This window comes from Streptomyces sp. NBC_00727 (genome assembly GCF_045161745.1).
Taxonomy (GTDB): Bacteria; Actinomycetota; Actinomycetes; order Streptomycetales; family Streptomycetaceae; genus Streptomyces.
Window position 1 is genome coordinate 4,759,552 of record NZ_CP108981.1, and the last position, 23,114, is coordinate 4,782,665.

Genomic DNA, 23,114 nt, shown 5'->3' on the forward strand with positions numbered 1-23,114 from the left:
GCCGTGTCCGCAGTCTCCTCCCGCCTCCCGGTCTTCCCCTGGGACAAGCTGGCGCCCTACAAGTCGACGGCCGGGGCCCACCCGGACGGGATCGTGGACCTGTCCGTCGGCACGCCCGTCGACCCGGTGCCCGAGCTGATCCGGCAGGCGCTCGTCGCGGCGGCGGACAGCCCCGGCTATCCGACGGTGTGGGGGACCGCCGCGCTGCGCGACGCGCTCACCGGCTGGGTGGAACGGCGCCTCGGCGCGGTCTCGGTGGCCCACGAGAACGTGCTGCCCGTCGTCGGCTCCAAGGAGCTGGTGGCCTGGCTGCCGACCCAGCTCGGCCTCGGGGCCGGCGACAAGGTCGCCTACCCGCGGCTCGCCTACCCGACGTACGAGGTCGGCGCGCGGCTCTGCGGCGCCGAGCCGGTGGTCTACGACGACCCGACGGAGCTCGACCCGGCCGGCCTCAAGCTGCTCTGGCTCAACTCCCCGTCCAACCCGACCGGCCGGGTCCTCGCCAAGGAAGAGCTGGTCCGGATCGTCGCCTGGGCGCGCGAGCACGGCGTACTGGTCTTCAGCGACGAGTGTTACCTGGAGCTGGGCTGGGAAGCCGATCCGGTCTCCGTGCTCCACCCGGACGTTTGCGGTGGCACGTACGAGGGCATCGTCGCCGTCCACTCGCTGTCCAAGCGGTCCAACCTCGCGGGCTACCGCGCCGCGTTCATCGCGGGCGACGCGGCCGTGCTCGGCGAGCTGCTCCAGATCCGCAAGCACGGCGGGATGATGACGGCCGCGCCCGTCCAGGCCGCGACCGTCGCCGCGCTCGGCGACGACACGCACGTGGCCGAACAGCGCACCCGTTACGCCGGCCGGCGCGCCGCCCTGCGCACCGCCCTGGAGGCCCACGGCTTCCGCATCGAGCACAGCGAGGCGAGCCTCTACCTCTGGGCCACCCGCGACGAGCCGTGCTGGGACACCGTGGCGTACCTGGCGGAGCTGGGCATCCTGGTGGCGCCCGGCGACTTCTACGGACCGGCCGGCGACCGCTTCGTCCGCGTGGCGTTCACGGCCACCGACGAGCGCGTGGCGGCGGCGGTCAAGCGCCTGGGCTGAGCACCGGCATACGTGCGAGGGCCCCGGGAGTGCGCACTCCCGGGGCCCTCGCACGTGTACGTGTCAGCCGAGCGGCAGGCCCTGGGTGAGGGCGTCGGTGGGCAGGCCGCCCTTGGCCGCACCGGTGAGGGCGCCGGTGGCGTCGCCGCCCTTGGTCGCGCCCTTGGCCGTGCCGGAGACCTTCTTCGCCGCGGGGGCGGCCTTGCCGCCGACGTCGCTGAGCGTCTTGCCCGCCATCGGCAGCGTGGTGCCGACGACCTTGCCGCCGGTCTTGCCCGCGGCGTCGGAGGCCGGCTTGGCGGTGCCTTCGACCGTCTTGCCGAGACCGGAACCCTCGACGCTGGTGAGGCCGCCGAGGTCCGGGGTCTGCGGGAGCTCCGCGGCACCGGCGGCACCGGCCGCACCGACCACGGGGGCCGCACCCGCCGCGATCAGCAGCGCGGTACGGGCGATCCGACGGGTCAGGGGGAGGGACATGATGCTCCTTCGACGGGAGAGGAATTCGGGCTGTCCGTGGGTCGGACGCCATGACAACCGTCGTGGGGGCGGGTGAGGTTGCGGTGCGGTGACGTAAAGACTGAGCAATGCGTCGGATAATCCTCAGCGGAGGAACCCGGGCAAACGGTGCGCGCCACGGCCGCCCGCCGAACCGTCACTCCCCTTGCGCGGCAAGGGTTGCGAGAGGCGTGCGGGTGGCCCCCGACCAGCCGTCCGGGGGGCGCCGGGGGCGCACGACGGTACGCCCGTACGGGCGAGGACTCGCACGTACGCACGAGGCTGCCGGGCTCCTACCGCACGAGGCGGAGCCGTACCTCGTCCGTGTCGGACTTCTCGCGCTTCGACGCCTCGCGTTCCGTGTGCCAGCCCGAGCCGGCCGCCCAGGTCCGGCCCCCGTACGCGACTTCGTCGATGCCCAGCGCCTCCGACTGGGCCACCGCCCAGTGCGCCAGCTCCCAGCCCCGCTGCGGCACGCCCTCCCGGCCGGTGCGGCGGTCCGCGCGTACCGGGACCGCGAGCGAGCCCGAGGCCGCCGCGCCCGCCGAGGGAGCCACAGCGGCCGGCCGTACGTCCTTGCCGAAGGCGCTCACCAGTGCGGCCCGCACCTTCGTGGCGTCGCCCGTGCCCGCCGTGGTCCGGGGCGGCTCGCAGTCCAGCGCGCCCGGCGTGCGCCCGGTCAGCGCGGCGGCCAGCAGCGCCGCGTCCGGCTCGTGCTTCGCGTACGCCTGCGGGAAACCGCTGCGCTGGACGCGCTGCGCGGCCTCGGTGAGCGGCAGGCGCGAATAGCCGGGCACCTTCGCCAGGTGCTCGTAGAACTTCCCGGCCGAGTAGACGGGGTCCATGATCTGCCGCTCGGTGCCCCAGCCCTGCGAGGGCCGCTGCTGGAACAGCCCCAGCGAATCCCGGTCGCCGTGGTCGAGGTTGCGCAGCGCGGACTCCTGCAACGCCGTGGCCAGCGCGATGGTCACCGCGCGCTCCGGCATCCCGCGCGTGGTGCCGACCGCGGAGATCGTCGCGGCGTTCGCGGCCTGCTCGGGCGTCAGCCGGTACGAGCCGTCCGCCGACCGCACCGTGCACTGGTCGGATCCGCGCCCGCCCGAAACGTACTGAACGGTCAGATAACCGGCCACCGCGGCGAGCACGCCGACGGCCGCCACGATGCGCAGCCGACGACTGCGGCCGGGACGTGTGGGGGCAGCGGAAGCGGTCTCGGGCACGGGGCCACCGTACGACAGGCACTAGGCTCCCAGCCATGGCCGAAAGCACGCTTGACCTCACCCTTGACGGGCCCGCCCTCACTGCCGCGCTCGTCGACTTCCCCTCGGTCAGCGGGGAGGAGAAGGACCTCGCCGACGCCATCGAGTCGGCGCTGCGCGCGCTGCCGCACCTGGCCGTCGAGCGGTACGGGAACAACGTCGTGGCCAGGACGGATCTCGGCCGTTCCGAACGCGTCATCCTGGCCGGGCACATCGACACCGTGCCGATCGCCGACAACGTGCCCTCCCGGCTCGACGCGGACGGCCTGCTCTGGGGCTGCGGCACCTCCGACATGAAGTCCGGCGTCGCCGTCCAGCTGCGCATCGCCGCCACCGTGCCCGAGCCCAACCGCGACCTCACGTTCGTCTTCTACGACAACGAGGAGGTCGCCGCCCACCTCAACGGCCTCGGCCGTATCGCGGAGGCCCACCCCGACTGGCTGAAGGGCGACTTCGCCATCCTGCTGGAGGGCTCCAACGGTGAGGTCGAGGGCGGCTGTCAGGGCACCCTGCGCGTCTTCCTCCACCTGGAGGGCGAACGGGCGCACTCCGCGCGCAGCTGGATGGGGTCCAACGCCATCCACGCCGCCGCCCCGGTCCTCACCCGCCTCGCCGCGTACGAGCCGCGGCGGCCCGTGATCGACGGCCTGGAGTACCACGAGGGCCTCAACGCCGTACGCATCGAGGGAGGCGTCGCCAACAACGTCATCCCCGACGCCTGCACGGTCGTCGTCAACTACCGCTACGCCCCCGACCTCGGCCAGGAAGAGGCCCTGGCCCACGTCCGCGAGGTCTTCGCGGACTGCGGCGTCGCGGAGTTCACGGTGGACGACCACTCCGGCGCGGCCATGCCCGGTCTCTCGCACCCGGCGGCGAAGGCGTTCATGGACGCGGTCGGCGGCGTCGCCCGGCCCAAGTTCGGCTGGACGGACGTGGCCCGCTTCGGCCCGCTCGGCGTCCCCGCGGTCAACTACGGCCCCGGCGACCCGGTCCTCGCCCACAAGCGCGACGAGCACGTCAAGGTCGAGCGCATCACCCACTGCGAGGAGCGGCTGCGCTCCTGGCTCACCACCTGACCCGGGTCCGACCTTCCGTCTTCCCCTGTCCTTAACCCGTGGCGATCTACGCTGGCGTGAGACGGGGGCGTCGCAGGACGCCTCCGACGTCGGCGGAGGGAGCAGGTCATGGGCAACCGCGAGGACGCGCGCATCCCCGAAGGTGCGGAGATCCCGGAAGGCGCGGTACGACCCGAGGAACAGCGCCTCGGACCCGTGCTGCGCCGCAGGGACCAGGTACAGCCCGGCACGACCGATCAGCGGCTGCTGGACTCCGAGGACGACTCGGAGTGGGTGCACACCGACCCCTGGCGGGTGATGCGCATCCAGTCGGAGTTCGTCGAGGGCTTCGGCGCACTGGCCGAACTGCCGAGCGCCATCAGCGTCTTCGGCTCGGCCCGTACGCCCGCCGGGGCGCCGGAGTACGAGGCCGGTGTACGAATCGGCCGGGCGCTCGTCGACGCGGGCTTCGCGGTCATCACCGGGGGCGGGCCGGGTGCGATGGAGGCGGCGAACCGGGGGGCGCGCGAGGCGAAGGGAGTCTCGGTCGGCCTCGGCATCGAGCTGCCCTTCGAGTCGGGCCTCAACCCGCACGTCGACATCGGCGTCAACTTCCGCTACTTCTTCGTCCGCAAGACGATGTTCGTGAAGTACGCCCAGGGCTTCGTCGTCCTGCCCGGCGGTCTCGGCACGCTGGACGAACTCTTCGAGGCGCTGACCCTCGTCCAGACCGGCAAGGTCACCCGCTTCCCGATCGTCCTCTTCGGCACGGAGTACTGGGGCGGCCTGGTCGACTGGCTCCGCGACACGGTGGTCGCCCAGGGCAAGGCCTCGGCGAAGGACCTCCTGCTGTTCCACGTCACGGACGACGTGGACGAGGCGGTGGCGCTGGTGACGAAGGAAGTGGGGCGCTGAGCTTTGCGGGGGCGCCGCCCCCGTGCCCCCGCTCCTCAATCGCCGGAGGGGCTTGATTCTGGTGCGGCCGGTCTCAGCCTCGCCGGCGTTTGAGGCGCGGGGTCCGGGGCAGAGCCCCTGTTTCGGGCCGCGTCCCTACGCCAGCCCCCGCCGCGCCACCGCAGGCGACCGCCACCCCGCGATGGACGCCACCATGTCCAGGACATCCCGCGTCTCGGCCACCTCGTGCACCCGGTACACCCGCGCGCCCAGCCACGCCGACACCGCCGTCGTCGCCAGCGTCCCGAGCAGCCGCTCCTTCACCGGCCGGTCCAGCGTCTCGCCCACGAAGTCCTTGTTGGAGAGCGAGACCAGCACCGGCCACCCCGTCTCCGCCATCTCGCCGAGCCGGCGCGTCGCCTCCAGCGAGTGCCGGGTGTTCTTCCCGAAGTCGTGACCGGGGTCGATCATGATCCCGTCCGGCCGGACCCCCAGGGACACCGCCCGCTCGGCCAGCCCCACGGTCACCCGCAGGATGTCGGCCATCACGTCCTCGTACCCCACCCGGTGCGGCCGGGTCCGCGGCTCCGCGCCTCCGGCATGGGTGCAGACCAGCCCCGCCCCGTACCGCGCGGCCACCTCCGCCAGCTCCGGGTCCACCCCGCCCCACGCGTCGTTCAGCAGATCCGCCCCCGCCTCGCAGACGGCCTCGCCGACCTCGTGGCGCCAGGTGTCGACGCTGATCACCACGTCCGGGTGACGGCGGCGCACCTCGGCGACGAACCCGACCGTGCGGCGGGCCTCCTCCTCGGCGGTGACCTCCTCGCCGGGACCGGCCTTGACGCCGCCGATGTCGATGATCGCCGCGCCGTCGGCCACGGCCCGCTCGACCCGGGCGAGCGCCGGCTCGTCCTGGAAGGTGGCGCCCCGGTCGTAGAAGGAGTCCGGGGTGCGGTTCACGATCGCCATGATCACCTGTTCGTGCGCCCCGAATTCGCGCCGCCCCAGCCGGAGCACCCCGCTCGCCATCCGTGTCCCTTCCTGTGAATCCGCCGGTGGATCACCAACCGGCGGCCAACAGCCGACCCTAGCTGTCAGCGCCGCATGGCACGATCGGACCCGGACGAATTCCGCTCCAGGGGAGATACGCGTGTTCTTGTTCTTGCTGCTGGCGATGGTGGTGGTGGTTGCCGCGGTCACCCTCGCGGTGGTCGGTGGAGGCAGGAGCGCCGTCCTGCAGGACGTGGCGCCAGAAGTGCTCGCGGACCCGCTGCCCGCCTCGCGGCCGGTCGGCCGGGCGGACGTCGACGCGCTGCGGCTGCCCGTGGGCCCCCGGGGCTACCGGATGCCCGAGGTGGACGACGCGCTGAGCCGGCTCGGCGCCGAGCTCGCCGAGCGGGACGCGCGGATCGCGGAGCTGGAGGCGGCGCTCGCCGGTGCGCAGGCGGCCAGGACCGGCGGCCCCGACCTGCTCAAGGAGGGGCAGGACCAGCCGCCCAGGCCCTGGCAGCCGCCGCGGGAGAGCGGCGGACCGGCCGATGGGGCGCGGGCGGCTCATGACGAGGAGACGGGCCGATGAGCGGCGACGCCGTGGCGGCGGCGGACGGCGGACTGCGCTGCCCGTGGGGCCTGTCCACCGAGGACTACCTCTGGTACCACGACACGGAGTGGGGCCGTCCGGTCCACGGCGACGACGCCCTGTTCGAGCGGCTGTGCCTGGAGGCGTTCCAGTCGGGGCTGTCCTGGCTGACGATCCTGCGCCGCCGCGAGGGCTTCCGCAGCGCCTTCGCGGGGTTCAGCATCCCGGCGGTGGCGGAGTTCACGGAGGCGGACCGGGAGCGGCTGCTGGCCGACGAGGGCATCATCCGCAACCGCGCGAAGGTCGACGCGACCATGGCCAACGCCCGGGTGCTGGCCGGCTGGGGGGCTGGTGAGCTGGACGAGCTGATCTGGTCGTACGCCCCCGATCCGCTGGGCCGCCCGGCCCCGAAGGCCCTCGGGGACGTGCCGGCGGTCACCCCCGAGTCCACGGCCCTGTCGAAGGACCTGAAGAAGCGGGGGCTGCGGTTCATCGGACCGACCACGGCCTACGCCCTGATGCAGGCGTGCGGCCTGGTCGACGACCACCTCGCCGACTGCGTCTCGCGCCCCACCCCGGTCTAGGGCGAGGTCCCTACCGTCCGAGGTACTTCGGCTTCTCCTTGGCGAGGAAGGCCCGCACCGCGATCCCGTGGTCCTCGGACGCGCCGGCCCTGGTCTGGAGCTCGTCCTCCTTCTCCAGGGCCTCGGCCAGGGTGTGCCCGGCCCCGAAGGCCAGGGACGCCTTGAGCGCCGCGTAGGCCACCGTGGGCCCGTCGGCCAGGGCGCGGGCCACGGCGGCCGCTTCGGCGGCGAGGCCGGCGGCGGGCACCAGCTTGTTGACGATGCCCAGCTCATGGGCGTCCTGCGCGGAGACGGAGCGCGGGAAGAGCAGCAGGTCGGCTGCGCGGCTCTGGCCGATGAGCCGGGGCAGCGTCCAGGAGACGCCCGAGTCGGCGGTGAGCGCGACCCCGGCGAACGAGGTGTTGAAGGAAGCGGTGTCGGCGGCCACCCGGTAGTCGCAGGCGAGCGCGAAGCCGAAGCCCGCGCCGGCGGCGGCGCCGTTGATCCCGGCCACGACCGGCTTCGGCATCTCGGCGAGCGCCCGCACGATCGGGTTGTAGTGCTCCTGCACGGTGCTCAGCGCGTTGCCCCCCTCCTGCCCCTGGGCCTCGGCGAGCTTCCCCAGGTGCTCCTTGAGGTCCTGGCCGACACAGAACGCGCGCCCGCCGGCCGCGGTGAGCAGCACCGCCCGTACGCCGCTGTCGGCGGCGGCCGAACTCAGGGCGTCGCGGAGCCCGACCTTGGCCGCGGTGTTCATGGCGTTCATCGCGTCGGGGCGGTTGATCGTGATCGTCGCGAGCCCGTCGCTGATGTCGTAGAGCACCGCGTCGTCGTGATCGGCCATGAATGGTCCCCTTTGCGTGTCGTTCACCAGCCCTGTCCACGCAAGCATGGCCGATTTCGCCGCAGGCGGACATGTGACCTGCGTCAAACATTTCTGTGCCGCGGAGGGGCCGAAGGGGCGGGAGTATCCCAGTGCGGCCCCCGAATTGGGTGGTTTTGAGTGAGCGCGTTGCCCAAGCGATGCAGAGCGATGTTGGTCATCGGGGTCGGTGATGCGGGATAATGACGTGGAAGCACTGTGTTCGATGCCGGTGAGGCAGCGCCTGTCATGGGGCCGCCGGTTGCGATGAGCTGGTTTCAGGAAGGGGAACGAGCATGGCGGCCATGAAGCCGCGGACGGGCGACGGCCCGCTCGAGGTGACAAAGGAGGGGCGGGGCATCGTCATGCGAGTTCCGCTCGAAGGCGGCGGTCGGCTTGTCGTTGAGCTGACGCCCGACGAGGCCGATGCACTCGGCGACGCCCTCAAGCAGGTCGTCGGCTGAGCAGAGGCGCTCACGACTTCACCGCTGCCCCGGCATGGTTCCCGTGCCGGGGCAGCGGTGCGTCCGGGGGCCGTTACGGGCGAGGGGCCGGTACGCGTACGCCTCAGCCGCGCCGCACCGCGCAGAGCAGCCCGTCGCCCACCGGCAGCAGCGTCGCCATCAGCTCCTGGCTCTCGCGGACCGCGCGCAGCAGCTCCCGCAGCCGCAGCACCTCCGCCGGCTGGGCCGCCGAGTCGACCGTACGGCCGTCCGCGAAGACGCCCTCGAAGCAGACGAGGCCCCCGGGCCGCAGCAGACGCAACGATTCAGCGAGACAGTCCAGGCTCTCCATCCGGTCGCCGTCGCAGAACACGAGGTCGTAGCCGCCGTCGGCGAGCCGGGGGAGCACGTCGAGCGCGCGCCCGGGGATGAAGCGGGACCGGTTGGCCGCGAAGCCGGCTGCCCGGAAGGCCTCACGGGCGAACTGCTGGCGCTCGGGCTCCGGGTCGACCGTGGTCAGCACCCCGTCCGGCCGCATGCCGTGCAGCAGATAGATGCCGGACACGCCGGTGCCGGTGCCGATTTCCGCCACGGCCTTGGCGTCCGTGGTGGCAGCGAGCAGGCGCAGCGCTGCGCCGGTGCCTGGAGACACCGAGCGGAGCCCTGCCTCGCGGGCCCGGTCCCGGGCCCAGCGCAGTGCTTCGTCCTCGGCGACAAAGGCGTCGGCGAACGCCCAGCTCGTCTGCCGGTTGGCGGTGATGACCCTCTCCTGTCCCCTTAGTTGGCGCAACGGTGACTGTATCCGCTGGACCCGGGAACCCGCAGATGGGACCGGGCGTTGTCCAAAGGTGGGGAGTAGCCCGGTAACGAGGCCCGCCGATCGGGCCCGTGGCACGGGTGAGCTTCCGGGGAGATCCCCGGCCCCAGCAGGAAAAAGGCTTATCCGGAGCTAACGGGCGAGGTGGTTATGGTAGGGGCTCCACTGGACACCACCAGAGCCGATAGGGGAGGTGCGGCTGAGCCTGTGGATCGGGGAGGACTGCTCCGGCGTCTTCTCAGGTCATCGGGTGAGCCGAAATCCGTGACCGACATTGCTGACCGTTCTTCCAATGACTCCGCACCGACCGCGACCTTCGCCTCAGATGCGGAATCCCAGGCGTGGACCCCGCCCACATGGGAAGAGATCGTCAGCACGCACAGCGGCCGCGTCTACCGCCTCGCCTACCGGCTGACGGGAAACCAGCACGACGCGGAGGACCTCACGCAGGAGGTCTTCGTCCGTGTCTTCCGTTCGCTGTCGACCTACACGCCCGGCACCTTCGAGGGCTGGCTGCACCGCATCACGACCAACCTCTTCCTGGACATGGTCCGCCGCAAGCAGCGCATCCGCTTCGACTCCCTCGGGGACGACGCCGCCGAGCGGCTGCCCAGTCGCGAGCCGTCGCCCCAGCAGGTCTTCAACGACACCCACTTCGACGCGGACGTCCAGCAGGCGCTGGACACCCTCGCGCCCGAATTCCGGGCCGCGGTCGTGCTCTGCGACATCGAGGGCCTCTCGTACGAGGAAATCGCCGCGACGCTCGGCGTGAAGCTCGGTACGGTGCGCAGCCGCATCCACCGCGGGCGCTCCCACCTGCGCAAGGCGCTGCGGCACCGCTCGCCCGAGGCGCGTGCCGAGCAGCGCTCGCTGGCGGGCGCCCTCCTGGCAGGGGAGGGCGGCACGGCGTGAGCCGAACGGATCCGACCCCCGCGGAACAACACCTGGGGGACCGCCTCGCCGCGCTCGTCGACGGCGAGCTGAAGCACGACGCCCGCGACCGAGTGCTCGCCCATCTCGCGACCTGTACCAGGTGCGCGGCCGAGGCTGCCGCCCAGCGCCGCCTGAAGAACGTGTTCGCGACGGCTGCCCCTCCCTCGCCCTCCGAAGGCTTCCTGGCCCGCCTCCAGGGGCTTCCGGGCGGACCGCCGGGGGGTGACGACGACCGGCAGGGAAGACCCGTGGGCGGCTCCGGACGGTTCGGTGACGGACTGTTCCCCGGGACGCGCCCCCCGGGCGGCCGGGCGGACCTCACCACCGGCCCCGGCCCCCTCGACGGCTTCGGCTACCTTCCCACCGTCCACGGCGGGGCGACGGCGCTGCCCGCCGCTCCAGCCCGCTCGGGCTTCCGCATCCACGACGTGGGGCGCGAGGCCGACCGCTCGCCCTGGCGGGGCCGCAGGTTCGCCTTCGCCGCGGCCAGTGCCGTCTCGCTGGCCGCCATCGCGCTCGGCGGCGCCCTGCCGACGAGCGCCGGCTCCGACGGGCCCAACCGCGCGTCCGGCTCGGGCAACAACGTGACCCCGGTCGGCTCCGACTCCCGTACCGGCGGCGGTGCCGCGGCCGGCCGTCGTAACGGTCCGGGAAAAGGCACCCGCGCCGCGTCCGGCCAGGGAAACAGCCCGGTCTCCCTGGCGGTGAACACGGCGCCGGCGGGTTTCGCCCCGGCACCGTCGCTGCTGGGCACCGGCCGGCTCACCAGGAATCCGTACGGCCTGTCCCTCCGTTCCGGCGCGTCCTCGCTGATACGCCCCGGTGGGGCCGAGGCCCTGCTCGCCCACACCCTGGGCAGCGGGCTCGACACGGTCCCGCCCGCCCCCGCCCCGAAGCCCTCCCTGCCATCCACCTCGGCCGCCGCGAAACCGGCTTCCGCCGACCACGGGCTGCCGCTCTCCCCCCGTCGCTGATCCAGCACCCCGCACGGGCTGCGCAGGTCCGGCTCAAACCTGGTTGAATTCCGGCAGGATTTCGGGAGGGACGCCCCTGCGGGGGCGTGCGGAGGGCCGGTTGCGGCAGTTGCGGGGAGAACATGGACGACGGGAAGCCGACCGGGCCGAAGGCGAAGTGGTGGAGCCGGCCCACAGCGGGGCCGGCCACGGCCGGCGAGGCCCCAGAGCCCGCGCCCGCGCCGCCGGCTGTGCCGGCCCAGGCGCCGGTGTCGGCTGAGGCGCCCATGCCGACCGAGCCCCCGGCAACGCCCGGAGCACCCGATCCCCATGACGCAGCCATGACGCCCGGAGCCCGCGACGCAGCCGTGACACCCGACGGCCCCGGTGCCCGCGACGCAGCCGTGACACCCAGTGGCCATGACGCCCCCGCACCTCACGGCGCCCCCGCACCCCATGACGCCCCCGCGGTGCTCGACGCGCCCCACGGCGCCCCCGCGGTGCTCGACGCGCCCCACGGCGTCCCCGCGACCAAGCCGCTGCACGAGCCGGACCCGTACGGCACCCCGCCCTACGGCGGACCCGGTCCCTGGGCGCCCGCTCCGCCCGTACAGCGGCCGACGCCCGCGCACGGCACCCCCGTGCCCCCGCCGTACGCGGGGACGGACGGCGCGGGGGTGTCCGTCGTACCCCCGCCGGCTCCGCAGCCGCAGGACGCGCACCCGCCGGCCCCGCAGTGGCAGAGCTACGACCCCTGGGGCGCGCCCCGGCAGCCGCTCGTCACGCAGCCCGGCCCCCCGCTCCCGGACGGCCGGCGCAAGAACCGGCGCGGGACGATGCTGGTCGGCGCCCTGCTCCTGGCCCTGGTCGCGGGCGGTATCGGCGGCGGGATAGGCGCGTACATGGAGCGCAACGGCGGCCTCACCAGCGTCGAACTGGCCCAGGACGAGCGGGACGGCGGCGGCCGTGCCCCCGACAGCGTGGCCGGCATCGCGGCCAGCGCCCTGCCCAGCGTGGTCACCCTGCACGTCAGCGGCGCCACCGAGTCGGGCACCGGCACCGGCTTCGTCCTCGACGACCGGGGCCACATCCTCACCAACAACCACGTGGTCGCCCCGGCCGGTTCGTCCGGCGAGATCACCGTCACCTTCAGCGGGGGCGAGACCGCGACCGCCGAGGTCGTCGGCAAGGACAGCGGCTACGACCTGGCCGTGGTGAAGGTCAGCGGTGTCTCCGGGCTGAAGCCGCTGCCGCTGGGCAACTCCGACAACGTGCAGGTCGGCGACCCGGTCGTGGCCATCGGCGCTCCGTTCGACCTGTCCAACACCGTCACCTCCGGCATCATCAGCGCCAAGGACCGGCCGATCACCGCGGGCGGCGAGAAGGGCGACGGCAGCGACGTCAGTTACGTCAACGCGCTGCAGACCGATGCCCCGATCAACCCGGGCAACTCCGGCGGTCCGCTGGTGGACACCGACGCCCATGTCATCGGCATCAACAGCGCCATCCGCGCCGCCGACAGCGGCTCGGCCGGTGAGGGCGGACAGGCAGGGTCCATCGGGCTCGGCTTCGCCATCCCGATCAACCAGGGCAAGTTCGTCGCCGAGGAGCTGATCAACACCGGCAAGGCGACCCACCCCGTGATCGGTGTCACCCTCGACATGAAGTACACCGGCGACGGTGCAAAGGTCGGGGCGACCGCCCGGGGCGCCTCGCCCGTCACGGCGGACGGCCCGGCGGACAAGGCCGGCATCGAACCGGACGACATCATCACCGAGGTGGACGGGAAGCGGGTGCACAGCGGCGAGGAGCTGATCGTCAAGATCCGCTCGCACCGGCCCGGAGACCGCCTTGAGCTGACCGTGGCCCGCGGTGGTAAAGACCTGTCCATAACTTTGACGCTGGGCTCGGCAACCGGCACGTGACGGCCACGGGAAGCTACCGTCCGGACAGATTCGCCGGGTACCGTGGTCGATGTCCGGACCTCATCCGAGCTGGTCGCGGAGAATACGAGGAGCCGCAAGGTGTTCAACGACATAGGCGCACTGGAGCTGCTGACGCTCGCGATTCTCGGCGTGCTCGTCTTCGGCCCGGACAAGCTGCCCAAGGTCATCCAGGACGTCTCCCGGTTCATCCGCAAGATCCGCGAGTTCTCGGAGAGCGCCAAGGAGGACATCCGCACGGAGCTCGGCCCGGAGTTCAAGGACTTCGAGTTCGAGGACCTCAACCCGAAGACGTTCGTGCGCAAGCAGCTGATGGACGGCAACGACGACCTGGGGCTGAAGGAGATCCGCGAGAGCTTCGACCTGCGCAAGGAAGTCACCGACATCACCGACGCGGTGAACGGGCGCGGCACCGCGTCCGTGGAGGCGAAGACCGGCGTGTCGGGCGCGGCCGCGGTCACCGCCGCGAACGGCTCGAAGGGCGCTCCCGACCTGCTCAAGAAGGGCGGGCAGCCGCCGAAGGAGACCCCGCCGCCGTTCGACGCGGACGCCACCTGAGGGCTGCCAATCCCGGGTCGTCCGGGCAGTATGGCTATTCTCCATCTGTTCGGTTGTGAGTACGCCCGCGGGAGGCGGGCCGCTCCGGACCCTACGGATCGAGGAGGCGGCCGGGCTGATGGAGACAACGAGTCGGGTGGGCGCACAGGACGCGCCGGACACGGTCACGGAGGCGGTCCCGGCGGCCCGGCTCATGGTGGACGGCTATCTGCGGGCCCCTTTCCCCTGGTACGCGCTGGACGAGGCGTTCACCGGGCCGCGCCGGCTGATGCCGCTGGGCACCGCCGCCGACGGCGAGGTGCAGCACGGTTCCATCGGCCACGGCGACGAGCCGGTGGTACGGGGCGACTCCGGGGCCGACAAGCAGCGGTTCGCGGTCGTGGTCACCGTCGCCAGCAGCCCCGTACGGCGCAGCGGTGACGGCACCGGGGTGCTGGAGGCGACGACGGTCTCCTCCGCTGCCTGGCTGGCCGGTTCCGGGCTGCTGTCCTGCACCTGGCCGCCGCAGCTCGACCACACCCTGCGCGACGACTGGCTTGACCAGCAGACGGAGACGGCGTTCGAGCTCGCCGACGATCTGGAGGGCTCCGCCTGGTCGGCGCTGTCCCTGCCGGTCGACGGCGTGCCGGTGCCCTTCCACTACCGGGAGTCCGAGTTCGGCTGGGTGCTGGCCGGCTCCGCGCCCGGCGGGGTGCACATCGGTGCCTACGGGCGCGGGCTGAGCGCGTACGGGCTGGGCTTCTCGGTGGTCAAGGACATCGAGGCGTACGCGTAACGCATGCGGATACGGGGAAGGCCGGGGCCGCTCGGGCCCCGGCCTTCCCCGTTGTCGCGTGCGGAGGTCAGAACTTGTTGCGCGGGGTGATGCCCAGCGACATGCCCGACAGGCCGCGCTGACGGCCGCTCAGCTTGCCCGCGATCGTGCGCAGTGCCTTGCCGGCGGGGGAGTCGGGGTCGGACAGCACGACGGGCTTGCCCTCGTCGCCGCCCTCGCGCAGCCGGACGTCGATCGGGATGGCGCCCAGCACAGGCACCTCGGCGCCGACCGTCTTCGTCAGCCCCTCGGCGACCTTCGCGCCGCCGCCCGAGCCGAAGACGTCGACCATCTCGTCGCAGTGCGGGCACGGCATGCCGGACATGTTCTCGACGACGCCGACGATCTTCTGGTGGGTCTGGACGGCGATCGAGCCGGCCCGCTCGGCCACCTCGGCGGCAGCCTGCTGCGGGGTCGTGACGACCAGGATCTCCGCGTTCGGCACGAGCTGCGCCACCGAGATCGCGATGTCACCGGTGCCCGGCGGCAGGTCGAGCAGCAGGACGTCCAGGTCGCCCCAGAACACGTCGGCCAGGAACTGCTGGAGGGCGCGGTGCAGCATCGGGCCGCGCCACACCACCGGGGCGTTGCCCGGGGTGAACATGCCGATCGAGATGACCTTCACGCCGTGCGAGGACGGCGGCATGATCATGTTCTCGACCTGGGTGGGCTTGCCGTCCACACCGAGCATCCGGGGCACGCTGTGGCCGTAGATGTCCGCGTCCACGACGCCGACCTTGAGCCCGTCGGCCGCCATCGCCGCGGCCAGGTTCACCGTCACCGACGACTTGCCGACGCCGCCCTTGCCGGAGGCGACCGCGTACACCCGGGTCAGCGAGCCGGGCTTCGCGAAGGGCACCTCGCGCTCCGCCGTACCGCCGCGCAGCGAGGTCGCGAGGTCCTTGCGCTGCTCGTCGCTCATCACGTCGAGGGTGACGTCGACCCGCGAGACGCCCTCGACGCGGGCCACCGCGTCGGTCACGTTCCGGGTGATCGTCTCGCGCATCGGACAGCCGGAGACGGTGAGGTACACCGTGACAGCGACCACACCGTCAGGATCGATGTCGACCGATTTCACCATGCCCAGCTCGGTGATCGGACGGTGGATCTCCGGGTCGTTCACTGTCGCCAGTGCCTCAAGCACCGCGTCTTCCGTAGCCATACCGACGATGTTACGGCGCTCGGCGCTACGCGTGGGTAGCCCCGTCAGCGGTCTTCGTCACTCTCGGCCGACAGCAGTGCCCGGCGGTCGTCCAGGTCCTTCACCAGGTCCTCCAGCTCGGAGCGGATCCAGTCCCGGGTGGCGACCTCGCCGAGCCCCATCCGCAGCGCCGCGATCTCCCTGGTCAGGTACTCGGTGTCGGCGATGGAGCGCTCGTTCTGCTTGCGGTCCTGCTCGTGCGTGACCCGGTCCCGGTCGTCCTGCCGGTTCTGCGCGAGCAGGATCAGCGGGGCGGCGTACGACGCCTGGAGCGAGAGCATCAGGGTCAGGAAGATGAACGGGTACTCGTCGAACCGCACGTCCGGCGGCGCGAAGATGTTCCACGCCACCCACACGATGATGATCAGCGTCATCCAGACGATGAACCGGCCGGTGCCCAGGAAGCGCGCGATGCGCTCCGAGAACCGGCCGAACGCCTCGGGGTCGTACTCCGGCAGCAGCCTGCGGCGCGGCGCCTTCGGCTGGTCGAGCCGGTTGCGCGGCGTGCGGATCAGCGCAGTCGAGCCGTTCGACGCCCTGGAGCGGTCCTCACCTGCCACGGAGCACCCCCTCCCCACCGTGGAAGTCGGTCTCCCGCCAGTCGTCCGGCAGCAGGTGGTCCAGCACGTCGTCGACGGTCACCGCGCCGAGCAGCGAGCCGCTCTCGTCCACCACCGGCACCGAGACCAGGTTGTACGCGGCCAGATAGCTGGTCACCACCGACAGCGGGGTGTCCGGCGGCAGCGGCACCAGGTCGCTGTCGAGGAGCGAGCTGACCAGGGTGAACGGCGGATCGCGCAGCAGCCGCTGGAAGTGCACCGTGCCCAGGTACTTGCCCGTCGGCGTCTCGTCCGGCGACCGGCACACGTACACCTGCGCGGCGAGCGCCGGTGACAGGTCCGACTGGCGGACCCGGGCGAGCGCGTCGGCGACCGTGGCGTCCGGGCGCAGGATGACCGGCTCCGTCGTCATCAGGCCGCCCGCGGTGCGCTCCTCGTACGACATCAGCCGCCGCACGTCCGCCGCGTCGCCGGGGCGCATCAGCGTCAGCAGCCGTTCCTTGTCCTCCTCGGGCAGCTCGGAGAGCAGGTCGGCCGCGTCGTCCGGGTCCATCGCCTCCAGGACGTCCGCCGCGCGCTCCTCCTGGAGCTTGCCGATGATCTCGACCTGGTCGTCCTCGGGCAGCTCCTCCAGGACGTCGGCGAGGCGGTCGTCGTCCAGCGCGGCCGCGACCTCCGCCCGGCGCTTGGGGGTCAGGTGGTGCAGGGCGTTGGCGACGTCGGCGGGGCGCAGCTTCTCGAAGGTCGCCACCAGGGACTCGGCGCCCTGCCCGTGCTCCTCCAGCGAGAAGCCCTTCACGGCCGACCACTCGACGGTCAGCGTCTCGCCCTTGCGGCGCAGCGCTCCGCCCCGGCCCTTGCGGACGAAGTACTTGTCGATCTCCCAGTCCCGGCGGGCCGGCAGCTGCTGGATCGCCACGTCCAGGATGGTGACCTCCTCGTCCGTCTCCACCAGGCGCACCCGGCGGTCGAGGAACTCGCCGAGCACCAGGCGTTCGGTGGGCCGTTGCTCGAAACGCCGCATGTTGACCACGCCGGTGGTGATCACCTGCCCCGACTCCACCCCCGTCACCCGGGTCATCGGCAGGAAGATCCGCCGCCGGCTCACCACCTCGACGACCATGCCGAGCAGCCGGGGCGGACGGCCGCCGACGCGCAGCATCGCGACCAGGTCGCGCACGCGCCCCACCTGGTCGCCGTTGGGGTCGAAGACGGGCACACCCGACAGGTGCGAGACGAAGACCCGGGGCGTGACCGGTGTCATCCCTGCGCCTCCTCGTTGGTTCCGGACCGGTTCCGGACCGCGCCCGGCCGCCCGCTTCCGACAGTTATTGCACTGTTATGACGTGATCAGGCTAGCCCGTACCCTCGCGGACCGCCCCGGCGGACCGTCCGTACGGCTCTGGGCCCATTGGCGTAGGCCACCCGGGTACGCTGCCGTCTGCCACCCCCCACCATGGAGACGAGAGGCAGTGCGCCCTGTGACCTCTTCCGCCCCGGCCGTCCGCGCCCGCCGCCGGACCGCGTCCCTCGCCGTCGTGCTCTGCGCGGGGCTGACCGCGGCCCTGACCGCGTGCGGGGGCGAGGACCCGGACAAGGGGACCAACGGCGTGGGCAAGCTGTCCGCGCCGGAGATCGAGAAGAAGGCGCAGGCCGCGGCGGACTCCGCCGACGCGGTGCACCTCGCCGGGACGCTGGTCAGCAAGGGCGGTACGTACAAGATCGACATGCGGCTCAAGAACAAGGGCGGCGCGGGTTCCGTCACCTCGAAGAACAGCGCCTTCACGCTGCTGCGGATCGGTGACGAGCTCTACCTCAAGGCCGACGCCGGCTTCTGGAGCCATGACGAGGCCGGCGGGGCCGGCACCGGCGGCGCGGCCGCGGCGGACAAGCTGGAGGACAAGTACGTCAAGGTCCCCGAGGACGACCCCACGTACAAGCAGCTCAGCGGCTTCACCGACAAGAAGGTGCTGCTCGACGGGATGCTCACGCTGCACGGCAAGCTCGCCAAGGGCGACCGCGGCGAGGCCGGCGGGGTGCGCACGGTACGGATCACGGGCGGCGAGGGCTCGGGCGGCGCGCTCGACGTGTCGCTGGAGGGCAAGCCGTATCCGCTGCGCTTCGCCCGGGGCGGGGGCGGAGGCGTGGTCACGCTCGCCGACTGGGGCAAGGACTTCACGCTGAAGGCCCCCGCCGAGGACGAGACCGTCGACTACGGCAAGCAGCTCCCCAAGACGTCGTCCTAGGCGGCCACCCGCCACCCGCTACTTGCGCAGCGAGCGCTTCAGCAGGCGCGGCAGGCCCGCCGGGACCGGCAGCCGGGTCGTCGCAGTCGTCGGCAGCGGCGCGGCCGCCCCGGAGGTCTGCGGCAGCTCGGTGCGCGCGTCGAGGGGCGTGAGCCGTACGACCCGGCACTCGCGCGCCCAGCGCTCGGGCATCCGTTCCGCGTCCGGCGCGTTGAGCCGCTTGCCCTTCAGCTCGGCCACGGCGGCCTCCCACTCCTCGGAGTGCGGGGCGAGCACGGTGACCGCGGCCGACCAGGCGACGAGGCGGCCGCCCTTGTCCTTGCTGCGGACGGTCACCTCGGCGGTGGCGCCCTCGGTGAGACCGGCGGGCAGCGGCTGCTCGCCGGGGCCGTCGCCGACGAGGTGGGCGGCGCCCTCGTGCCATACGTGCCACAGCGCCCGCGCCGGACCGGTGGAGCGCACCCAGATGAGGCCCGACTTCTTCGTGGCCTCCTCGACGAGGGCCGGCCCGAGCAGCGTGTCAGCAGCAGTCATGAGGCAGAGCTTAGAGCCAGCCGTTGCGCTTGAGCATGCGGTGGATGGAGAAGCAGACCACGCCGATGACGCCCATCACCATCGGATAGCCGTACTTCCAGCGCAGCTCCGGCATGTGGTGGAAGTTCATGCCGTAGACCCCGCAGATCATCGTCGGTACGGCGATGATCGCCGCCCAGGACGTGATCTTGCGCATGTCCTCGTTCTGCGCGACGGTCGCCTGCGCCAGGTTGGCCTGAAGGATGGAGTTCAGCAGCTCGTCGAAGCCGATGACCTCTTCCTGGACGCGCACCAGGTGGTCGGCGACGTCCCGGAAGTACTTCTGGATGTCCGGGTCGATGAGCCGCATCGGGCGCTCGCTCAGCAGCTGCATCGGGCGCAGCAGCGGGGAGACGGCCCGCTTGAACTCCAGTACCTCGCGCTTGAGCTGGTAGATCCGTCCGGCGTCCGATCCGCGCGAACTGCCCTTGTCCGGCGTGGAGAAGACCTCGATCTCCACCTCGTCGATGTCGTCCTGCACCGCGCCCGCCACCGCGATGTACCCGTCGACGACGTGGTCCGCGATGGAGTGCAGCACCGCGGACGGGCCCTTGGCGAGCAGCTCGGGGTCGTCCTCCAGGCGGTGGCGCAGGGCGCGCAGCGAGCCGTGCCCGCCGTGCCGGACGGTGATGACGAAGTCCCGGCCGGTGAAGCACATGACCTCGCCGGTCTCCACGACCTCGCTGGTCGCGGTCAGTTCGGCGTGTTCGATGTAGTGGATGGTCTTGAAGACGGTGAACAGCGTGTCGTCGTACCGCTCCAGCTTCGGGCGCTGATGGGCGTGGACCGCGTCCTCCACGGCCAGCGGGTGCAGCCCGAACTCCCGGGCGATGCCGGCGAACTCCTCCTCGGTCGGCTCGTGCAGGCCGATCCAGGCGAAGCCGCCGTCCTCGCGGACCTGGAGCATCGCCTCGTGCGGGGTGCGGCACGTGCCGTCCGCCTCGGGGATGCGGCGGCCGTCGCGGTAGACCGCGCAGTCGACGACCGCGCTGGAGGCGGACGGGTCGCGGGTGGTGTCGTAGCTGTTGTGCAGGGGGGCGGGCTTGCGCAGGGAGGGGCGCACGGCGGCGCGCAGGTCACGGATCATCGACATGGCTGGCTCCTTCACGGAGGGCCGTCGTCGGGGGCCTGGAACAGCCCGGAATGGGGACGTGGACTCACATCCGCAAAGCGGGCGGCACCGCGGCGGCACGATGACGGCGTTCGCTACAGACAGGCAAAAAGGCGTGCTCTTCCGCTGTGCGACATGCCATGGCCCCGACCGGGTGTCAGATCACGCGGAGAGGCGCTCGGCGGAAGAGCGGTTGGTACTGCACGATCGACTCGGATCCACCGCAGCCCCACCTCCTCCAGCCGGTCCCCCGTGGGGGACGACGTAGCGCCCGGGACTTGAGAGCAACGCTTCTGCGTGCTGTCCCGGCCGACACCCCAGGCTAGCAGCCGGTACAGGCCCAATCCCTTACTTTGCCCGTTCGATACGCGACCTATGCTCACGGCATGGCAGAAATTCTTGCTCTGGTCGAGGCGCGTCTGCGGACGGCCCTGGGCGAACCGGACGCGCGCGCAGCGGTGACGTTTCTCGGGACGGACCGGATCGAGGTGCTCCGGTTCATCGACGGCGACATCGTGCGGTACGCCACGCTCGGCATGTCCGCCCAGCCGATGTCCGACCCGACCGCCGTCCTGGCCGACCCGGTGAAGGGCCCGCGCGCCGAACTCGTGCTCTCGGTACGGGGCGGGCTCGCCGACACCGACCAGGTGCTGCGCAAGCTCGCGGTGCTCGCGGCCTCGCCGCAGGTGGAGGGGCTGATCGTGGCGCCGGGCGCGTCGCTGGACGTGGGCGAGCCGCTCTGGCCGGGCGCGCCCTTCACCTCGGTGCTGGTCGCGGAGAGCGGGGGACTGGTCGAGGACCTGGAGCTGGATGAAGCTGTGCCGCGCAGCGGCTCCGCGGGGGGTGGCGGTCGGGAGACGGGCGGGACGCTGGAACCGGTGCGTTTCCTGCCGCTGCTGCCGATGACGCACAACGAGGCCGCCTGGAAGCGGGTCCGGGGGGCGCAGGAACTGCAGGAGAAATGGCTGTCGCAGGGGACCGACCTGCGCGATCCCCTGCGGCATTCCGTGGTGCTGGACTGAGTTACTGGTTGGCGAAGACCGTGACGCCGTCTTCCGTGGCGTGCTTCGGCTCCAGTTCCTCCGCCTCGTGGGTCAGCGCGGAGCGCCGTACCCAGACGACGACCGCGCCCAGGACCGAGGCGGCGGCGGCGACCACGAACGGGATGTGGATGTTGCTCCACTCCTCGATCTTCGGGGCCAGGTAGGGCGCCGCGGCGGCGGCGAACCAGCGGACGAAGTTGTAACCCGCGCTGGCCACCGGGCGCGGCGCGTCCGAGACGCCGAGGGCCAGCTCCGTGTACACGGTGTTGTTCATGCCGATCAGCGCACCGGACACGATCGTGCAGACGACGGCCGTCGTGTGGCTGCCGTAGCCCAGGACGACCAGGTCGGCGGCGAGCAGCACGAGCGAGGCGCCGAGCACCTTGAGCGAGCCGAACCGCTGCTGCAGCCGGGGCGCGACGAGCACCGAGAACACCGCGAGCAGCAGGCCCCAGGCGAAGAAGACGGCGCCGGACTTGTACGGCGTCATGTTCAGCACGAACGGGGTGAACGCCAGGATCGTGAAGAACGCGTAGTTGTAGAAGAACGCGGAGGCCGCGACGGAGGCGAGCCCGCCGTGGCCGAGCGCCTTGACGGGATCGAGCAGCGACGTCTTGCGGGCGGGCCTCGGCTGCTCCTTCAGGAACGCCGTGATGCAGACGAAGCCGATCGCCATCAGCGCGGCCGTCCCGAAGAACGGGTAGCGCCAGCTGGCGTCACCGAGCAGGGCGCCGAGCAGCGGCCCGCACGCCATGCCGAGCCCGAGCGCCGACTCGTACAGCAGGATCGCCGCCGAGCTGCCGCCGGCCGCCGCCCCGACGATCACCGCGAGCGCGGTCGAGACGAACAGCGCGTTGCCCAGACCCCAGCCGGCCCGGAAGCCGACCAGTTCGGCGACGGACGAGGAGGTCCCGGAGAGCGCCGCGAAGACCACCACGAGCGCCAGCCCGGCCAGCAGCGTCTTGCGGCCGCCGATGCGGCTGGAGACGAAGCCGGTCACCAGCATCGCGACGGCGGTGATCAGGAAGTACGAGGTGAAGAGCAGCGACACCTGGCTCGGCGTCGCGTCCAGGCCCTTGGCGATGGACGGCAGGATCGGGTCCACCAGGCCGATGCCCATGAACGCGACGACGGAAGCGCCCGCCGTGGCCCAGACGGCCTTCGGCTGGCGCAGGATGCTGACCGGCTCCTGGTTGAACGGATCCTCTCCCGGTGCTGCCTCTGACGGCATGGGACCTCTCCCTCTCCACTGGAGCGATGTGTTATGCACAGAATAAGTTAGAGAACCTAATGAATGCAAGTTACATCTAGATTGGCCGGTGGGGGCCCGGTGGCCGGACGGTACCGGGGTAGAGAGTCCTTCGTACGCGCCGCGCGAGGGTGATCGTCCTTGACGCGGCGACGGCCGGAGAGGACCGTTGGACGGTATGAGGGGCGAACCAAGTTGCCCGAAGTGCGGAGGCCGGGTCAGGGCGCCCGGGCTCTTCGCCGACACCTGGCAGTGCGATGTCCACGGCAGCGTCCATCCGCTCCAGCCGGTCGTCCCGCCGAGCGTCGAGGCGCTCGGTGTGGTGGTGCACCGGGCCCAGGTGCCCGTGTGGATGCCCTGGCCGCTCCCGGTGGGCTGGCTGTTCACGGGCGTGGCCTGCGCAGGCGACGACCGCACCGGCGGCCGCGCCACCGCCGTCGCCTGCTCCGGACCCGGGCCGCTCGGCGGCATGGGCGAGCTGCTGCTCGTCGCGGAGGAGCTGGGCGTCGGGCTCGGCGCGCGGTACGCGGGCATCGACGGCCCCGACCCCGGGCCCTCGCTGCGGGTGGACGGCCCCCCGGACTCCAAGGTGCTCGCCGCCGGCCACCCCACCCCGCTCTGGCACGTCAAGGACGCGCCCCCGGACCGGGCCGTCTTCGCCGGCGAGGCGTGCGGCCTGTGGCTCTGGGCCATCGTGTGGCCCGAGCAGTCCGGGCTGCTCATGTACGACGAGCTGGTGCTGACGGACCTGCGGGACGCCGGGGGAGAGGTCGACCTGGTGCCCTGCGGCGCGCTGACACCCCGCCTGCTGACTGGCCCCTGACCGGACCTCGGCGGCGGCCGGACCGATCCCGCGCGCCGGTTA

25 protein-coding genes are annotated in these 23,114 nt (G+C 72.2%); 14 read left to right on the forward strand and 11 right to left on the reverse strand.

Features of this window, described 5'->3' with window-relative positions; all coding sequences use genetic code 11:
- The first annotated feature begins 3 nt into the window (after positions 1-3).
- Entirely contained in the window at positions 4-1,098 is a 1,095-nt protein-coding gene (locus OG242_RS21695) for a bifunctional succinyldiaminopimelate transaminase/glutamate-prephenate aminotransferase (RefSeq protein ID WP_405899740.1), read from the forward strand.
- Between the two features lie 63 nt (positions 1,099-1,161).
- Here the strand turns inward: OG242_RS21695 and OG242_RS21700 are convergent, their stop codons facing one another.
- Both OG242_RS21700 and OG242_RS21705 read right to left on the reverse strand, forming a co-directional pair.
- Entirely contained in the window at positions 1,162-1,575 is a 414-nt protein-coding gene (locus tag OG242_RS21700) for an ATP-binding protein (RefSeq protein ID WP_405899741.1), read from the reverse strand.
- Positions 1,576-1,886: 311 nt separating this feature from the next.
- Positions 1,887-2,813 (reverse strand): hypothetical protein, encoded by a 927-nt coding sequence (locus OG242_RS21705; RefSeq protein ID WP_405899742.1) that lies wholly within the window; start codon positions 2,811-2,813, stop codon positions 1,887-1,889.
- Positions 2,814-2,848: 35 nt separating this feature from the next.
- Here OG242_RS21705 and dapE point away from each other — a divergent pair, with 35 nt between their 5' ends.
- The gene (gene dapE / locus OG242_RS21710; protein ID WP_405899743.1) at positions 2,849-3,928 is read left to right on the forward strand and encodes a succinyl-diaminopimelate desuccinylase; all 1,080 of its coding nucleotides are present in this window, start codon (positions 2,849-2,851) and stop codon (positions 3,926-3,928) included.
- 108 nt (positions 3,929-4,036) lie between these two features.
- The gene (locus OG242_RS21715; RefSeq protein ID WP_405899744.1) at positions 4,037-4,822 is read left to right on the forward strand and encodes a TIGR00730 family Rossman fold protein; all 786 of its coding nucleotides are present in this window, start codon (positions 4,037-4,039) and stop codon (positions 4,820-4,822) included.
- A gap of 135 nt (positions 4,823-4,957) precedes the next feature.
- Here the strand turns inward: OG242_RS21715 and folP are convergent, their stop codons facing one another.
- Entirely contained in the window at positions 4,958-5,818 is an 861-nt protein-coding gene (gene folP, locus OG242_RS21720) for a dihydropteroate synthase (protein WP_405901690.1), read from the reverse strand.
- A 133-nt stretch (positions 5,819-5,951) separates the two neighbouring features.
- On the opposite strand from folP, the gene OG242_RS21725 reads away from it, so the two are divergent.
- The gene (locus OG242_RS21725; protein ID WP_405899745.1) at positions 5,952-6,380 is read left to right on the forward strand and encodes a hypothetical protein; all 429 of its coding nucleotides are present in this window, start codon (positions 5,952-5,954) and stop codon (positions 6,378-6,380) included.
- Entirely contained in the window at positions 6,377-6,964 is a 588-nt protein-coding gene (locus OG242_RS21730; protein ID WP_405899746.1) for a DNA-3-methyladenine glycosylase I, read from the forward strand. Before OG242_RS21725 ends, OG242_RS21730 begins: the two co-directional genes overlap by 4 nt.
- A 10-nt stretch (positions 6,965-6,974) precedes the next feature.
- Here OG242_RS21730 and OG242_RS21735 read toward each other — a convergent pair whose 3' ends face one another.
- Entirely contained in the window at positions 6,975-7,787 is an 813-nt protein-coding gene (locus OG242_RS21735) for an enoyl-CoA hydratase/isomerase family protein (protein ID WP_405899747.1), read from the reverse strand.
- A gap of 314 nt (positions 7,788-8,101) precedes the next feature.
- Between OG242_RS21735 and OG242_RS21740 the strand changes: the two genes are divergently transcribed.
- A complete protein-coding gene (locus OG242_RS21740; RefSeq protein ID WP_018105485.1) occupies positions 8,102-8,269 on the forward strand; it encodes a DUF3117 domain-containing protein in 168 nt (55 codons plus the stop codon).
- A 103-nt stretch (positions 8,270-8,372) separates the two neighbouring features.
- Here the strand turns inward: OG242_RS21740 and OG242_RS21745 are convergent, their stop codons facing one another.
- Positions 8,373-9,038 carry an O-methyltransferase gene (locus OG242_RS21745; RefSeq protein WP_136206802.1) on the reverse strand — a complete coding sequence of 222 codons (666 nt, stop codon included), beginning with the start codon at positions 9,036-9,038 and terminating at the stop codon, positions 8,373-8,375.
- A gap of 291 nt (positions 9,039-9,329) precedes the next feature.
- Between OG242_RS21745 and sigE the strand changes: the two genes are divergently transcribed.
- The 5 genes from sigE (at position 9,330) to OG242_RS21770 (ending at position 14,227) form a co-directional block, all read left to right on the forward strand.
- Positions 9,330-9,977, forward strand: a complete 648-nt coding sequence (gene sigE / locus OG242_RS21750) for an RNA polymerase sigma factor SigE (protein WP_018549837.1) — start codon at positions 9,330-9,332, stop codon at positions 9,975-9,977.
- Entirely contained in the window at positions 9,974-10,972 is a 999-nt protein-coding gene (locus OG242_RS21755) for a zf-HC2 domain-containing protein (RefSeq protein WP_405899748.1), read from the forward strand. Before sigE ends, OG242_RS21755 begins: the two co-directional genes overlap by 4 nt.
- Before the next feature lie 122 nt (positions 10,973-11,094).
- The gene (locus OG242_RS21760; protein ID WP_405899749.1) at positions 11,095-12,876 is read left to right on the forward strand and encodes a trypsin-like peptidase domain-containing protein; all 1,782 of its coding nucleotides are present in this window, start codon (positions 11,095-11,097) and stop codon (positions 12,874-12,876) included.
- 99 nt (positions 12,877-12,975) lie between these two features.
- Complete coding sequence (locus tag OG242_RS21765) at positions 12,976-13,452, forward strand: sec-independent translocase (RefSeq protein ID WP_405899750.1); 477 nt, start codon at positions 12,976-12,978, stop codon at positions 13,450-13,452.
- A 118-nt stretch (positions 13,453-13,570) separates the two neighbouring features.
- Entirely contained in the window at positions 13,571-14,227 is a 657-nt protein-coding gene (locus OG242_RS21770; RefSeq protein WP_405899751.1) for a hypothetical protein, read from the forward strand.
- Positions 14,228-14,294: 67 nt separating this feature from the next.
- On the opposite strand, the gene OG242_RS21775 is transcribed toward OG242_RS21770, so the two are convergent.
- The 3 genes from OG242_RS21775 to OG242_RS21785 are packed head-to-tail and all read right to left on the reverse strand — an operon-like array spanning position 14,295 to position 17,291.
- Positions 14,295-15,428 (reverse strand): Mrp/NBP35 family ATP-binding protein, encoded by a 1,134-nt coding sequence (locus tag OG242_RS21775; protein WP_405899752.1) that lies wholly within the window; start codon positions 15,426-15,428, stop codon positions 14,295-14,297.
- Between the two features lie 44 nt (positions 15,429-15,472).
- On the reverse strand, positions 15,473-16,027 hold the full coding sequence (locus tag OG242_RS21780; RefSeq protein ID WP_405899753.1) for a DUF1003 domain-containing protein: 555 nt from the start codon (positions 16,025-16,027) through the stop codon (positions 15,473-15,475).
- Positions 16,017-17,291 carry a magnesium transporter MgtE N-terminal domain-containing protein gene (locus tag OG242_RS21785; RefSeq protein WP_365680208.1) on the reverse strand — a complete coding sequence of 425 codons (1,275 nt, stop codon included), beginning with the start codon at positions 17,289-17,291 and terminating at the stop codon, positions 16,017-16,019. Before OG242_RS21785 ends, OG242_RS21780 begins: the two co-directional genes overlap by 11 nt.
- Positions 17,292-17,508: 217 nt before the next feature.
- Between OG242_RS21785 and OG242_RS21790 the strand changes: the two genes are divergently transcribed.
- Positions 17,509-18,273, forward strand: a complete 765-nt coding sequence (locus tag OG242_RS21790; RefSeq protein WP_405899754.1) for a hypothetical protein — start codon at positions 17,509-17,511, stop codon at positions 18,271-18,273.
- Between the two features lie 18 nt (positions 18,274-18,291).
- Here the strand turns inward: OG242_RS21790 and OG242_RS21795 are convergent, their stop codons facing one another.
- Together OG242_RS21795 and OG242_RS21800 are read right to left on the reverse strand one after the other, a co-directional pair.
- Positions 18,292-18,807: a hypothetical protein gene (locus OG242_RS21795; protein WP_405899755.1), complete on the reverse strand. Its 516-nt coding sequence runs from the start codon at positions 18,805-18,807 to the stop codon at positions 18,292-18,294.
- Positions 18,808-18,817: 10 nt separating this feature from the next.
- Entirely contained in the window at positions 18,818-19,939 is a 1,122-nt protein-coding gene (locus tag OG242_RS21800) for a magnesium and cobalt transport protein CorA (protein ID WP_405899756.1), read from the reverse strand.
- A 404-nt stretch (positions 19,940-20,343) separates the two neighbouring features.
- Here OG242_RS21800 and OG242_RS21805 point away from each other — a divergent pair, with 404 nt between their 5' ends.
- The gene (locus OG242_RS21805; protein ID WP_405899757.1) at positions 20,344-20,979 is read left to right on the forward strand and encodes a suppressor of fused domain protein; all 636 of its coding nucleotides are present in this window, start codon (positions 20,344-20,346) and stop codon (positions 20,977-20,979) included.
- A 1-nt stretch (position 20,980) separates the two neighbouring features.
- On the opposite strand, the gene OG242_RS21810 is transcribed toward OG242_RS21805, so the two are convergent.
- Complete coding sequence (locus OG242_RS21810) at positions 20,981-22,231, reverse strand: MFS transporter (protein ID WP_405899758.1); 1,251 nt, start codon at positions 22,229-22,231, stop codon at positions 20,981-20,983.
- A 196-nt stretch (positions 22,232-22,427) separates the two neighbouring features.
- Here OG242_RS21810 and OG242_RS21815 point away from each other — a divergent pair, with 196 nt between their 5' ends.
- Positions 22,428-23,072, forward strand: coding sequence for a DUF6758 family protein (locus OG242_RS21815; RefSeq protein WP_405899759.1), 645 nt, complete (start codon positions 22,428-22,430; stop codon positions 23,070-23,072).
- Positions 23,073-23,114 lie beyond the last annotated feature (42 nt).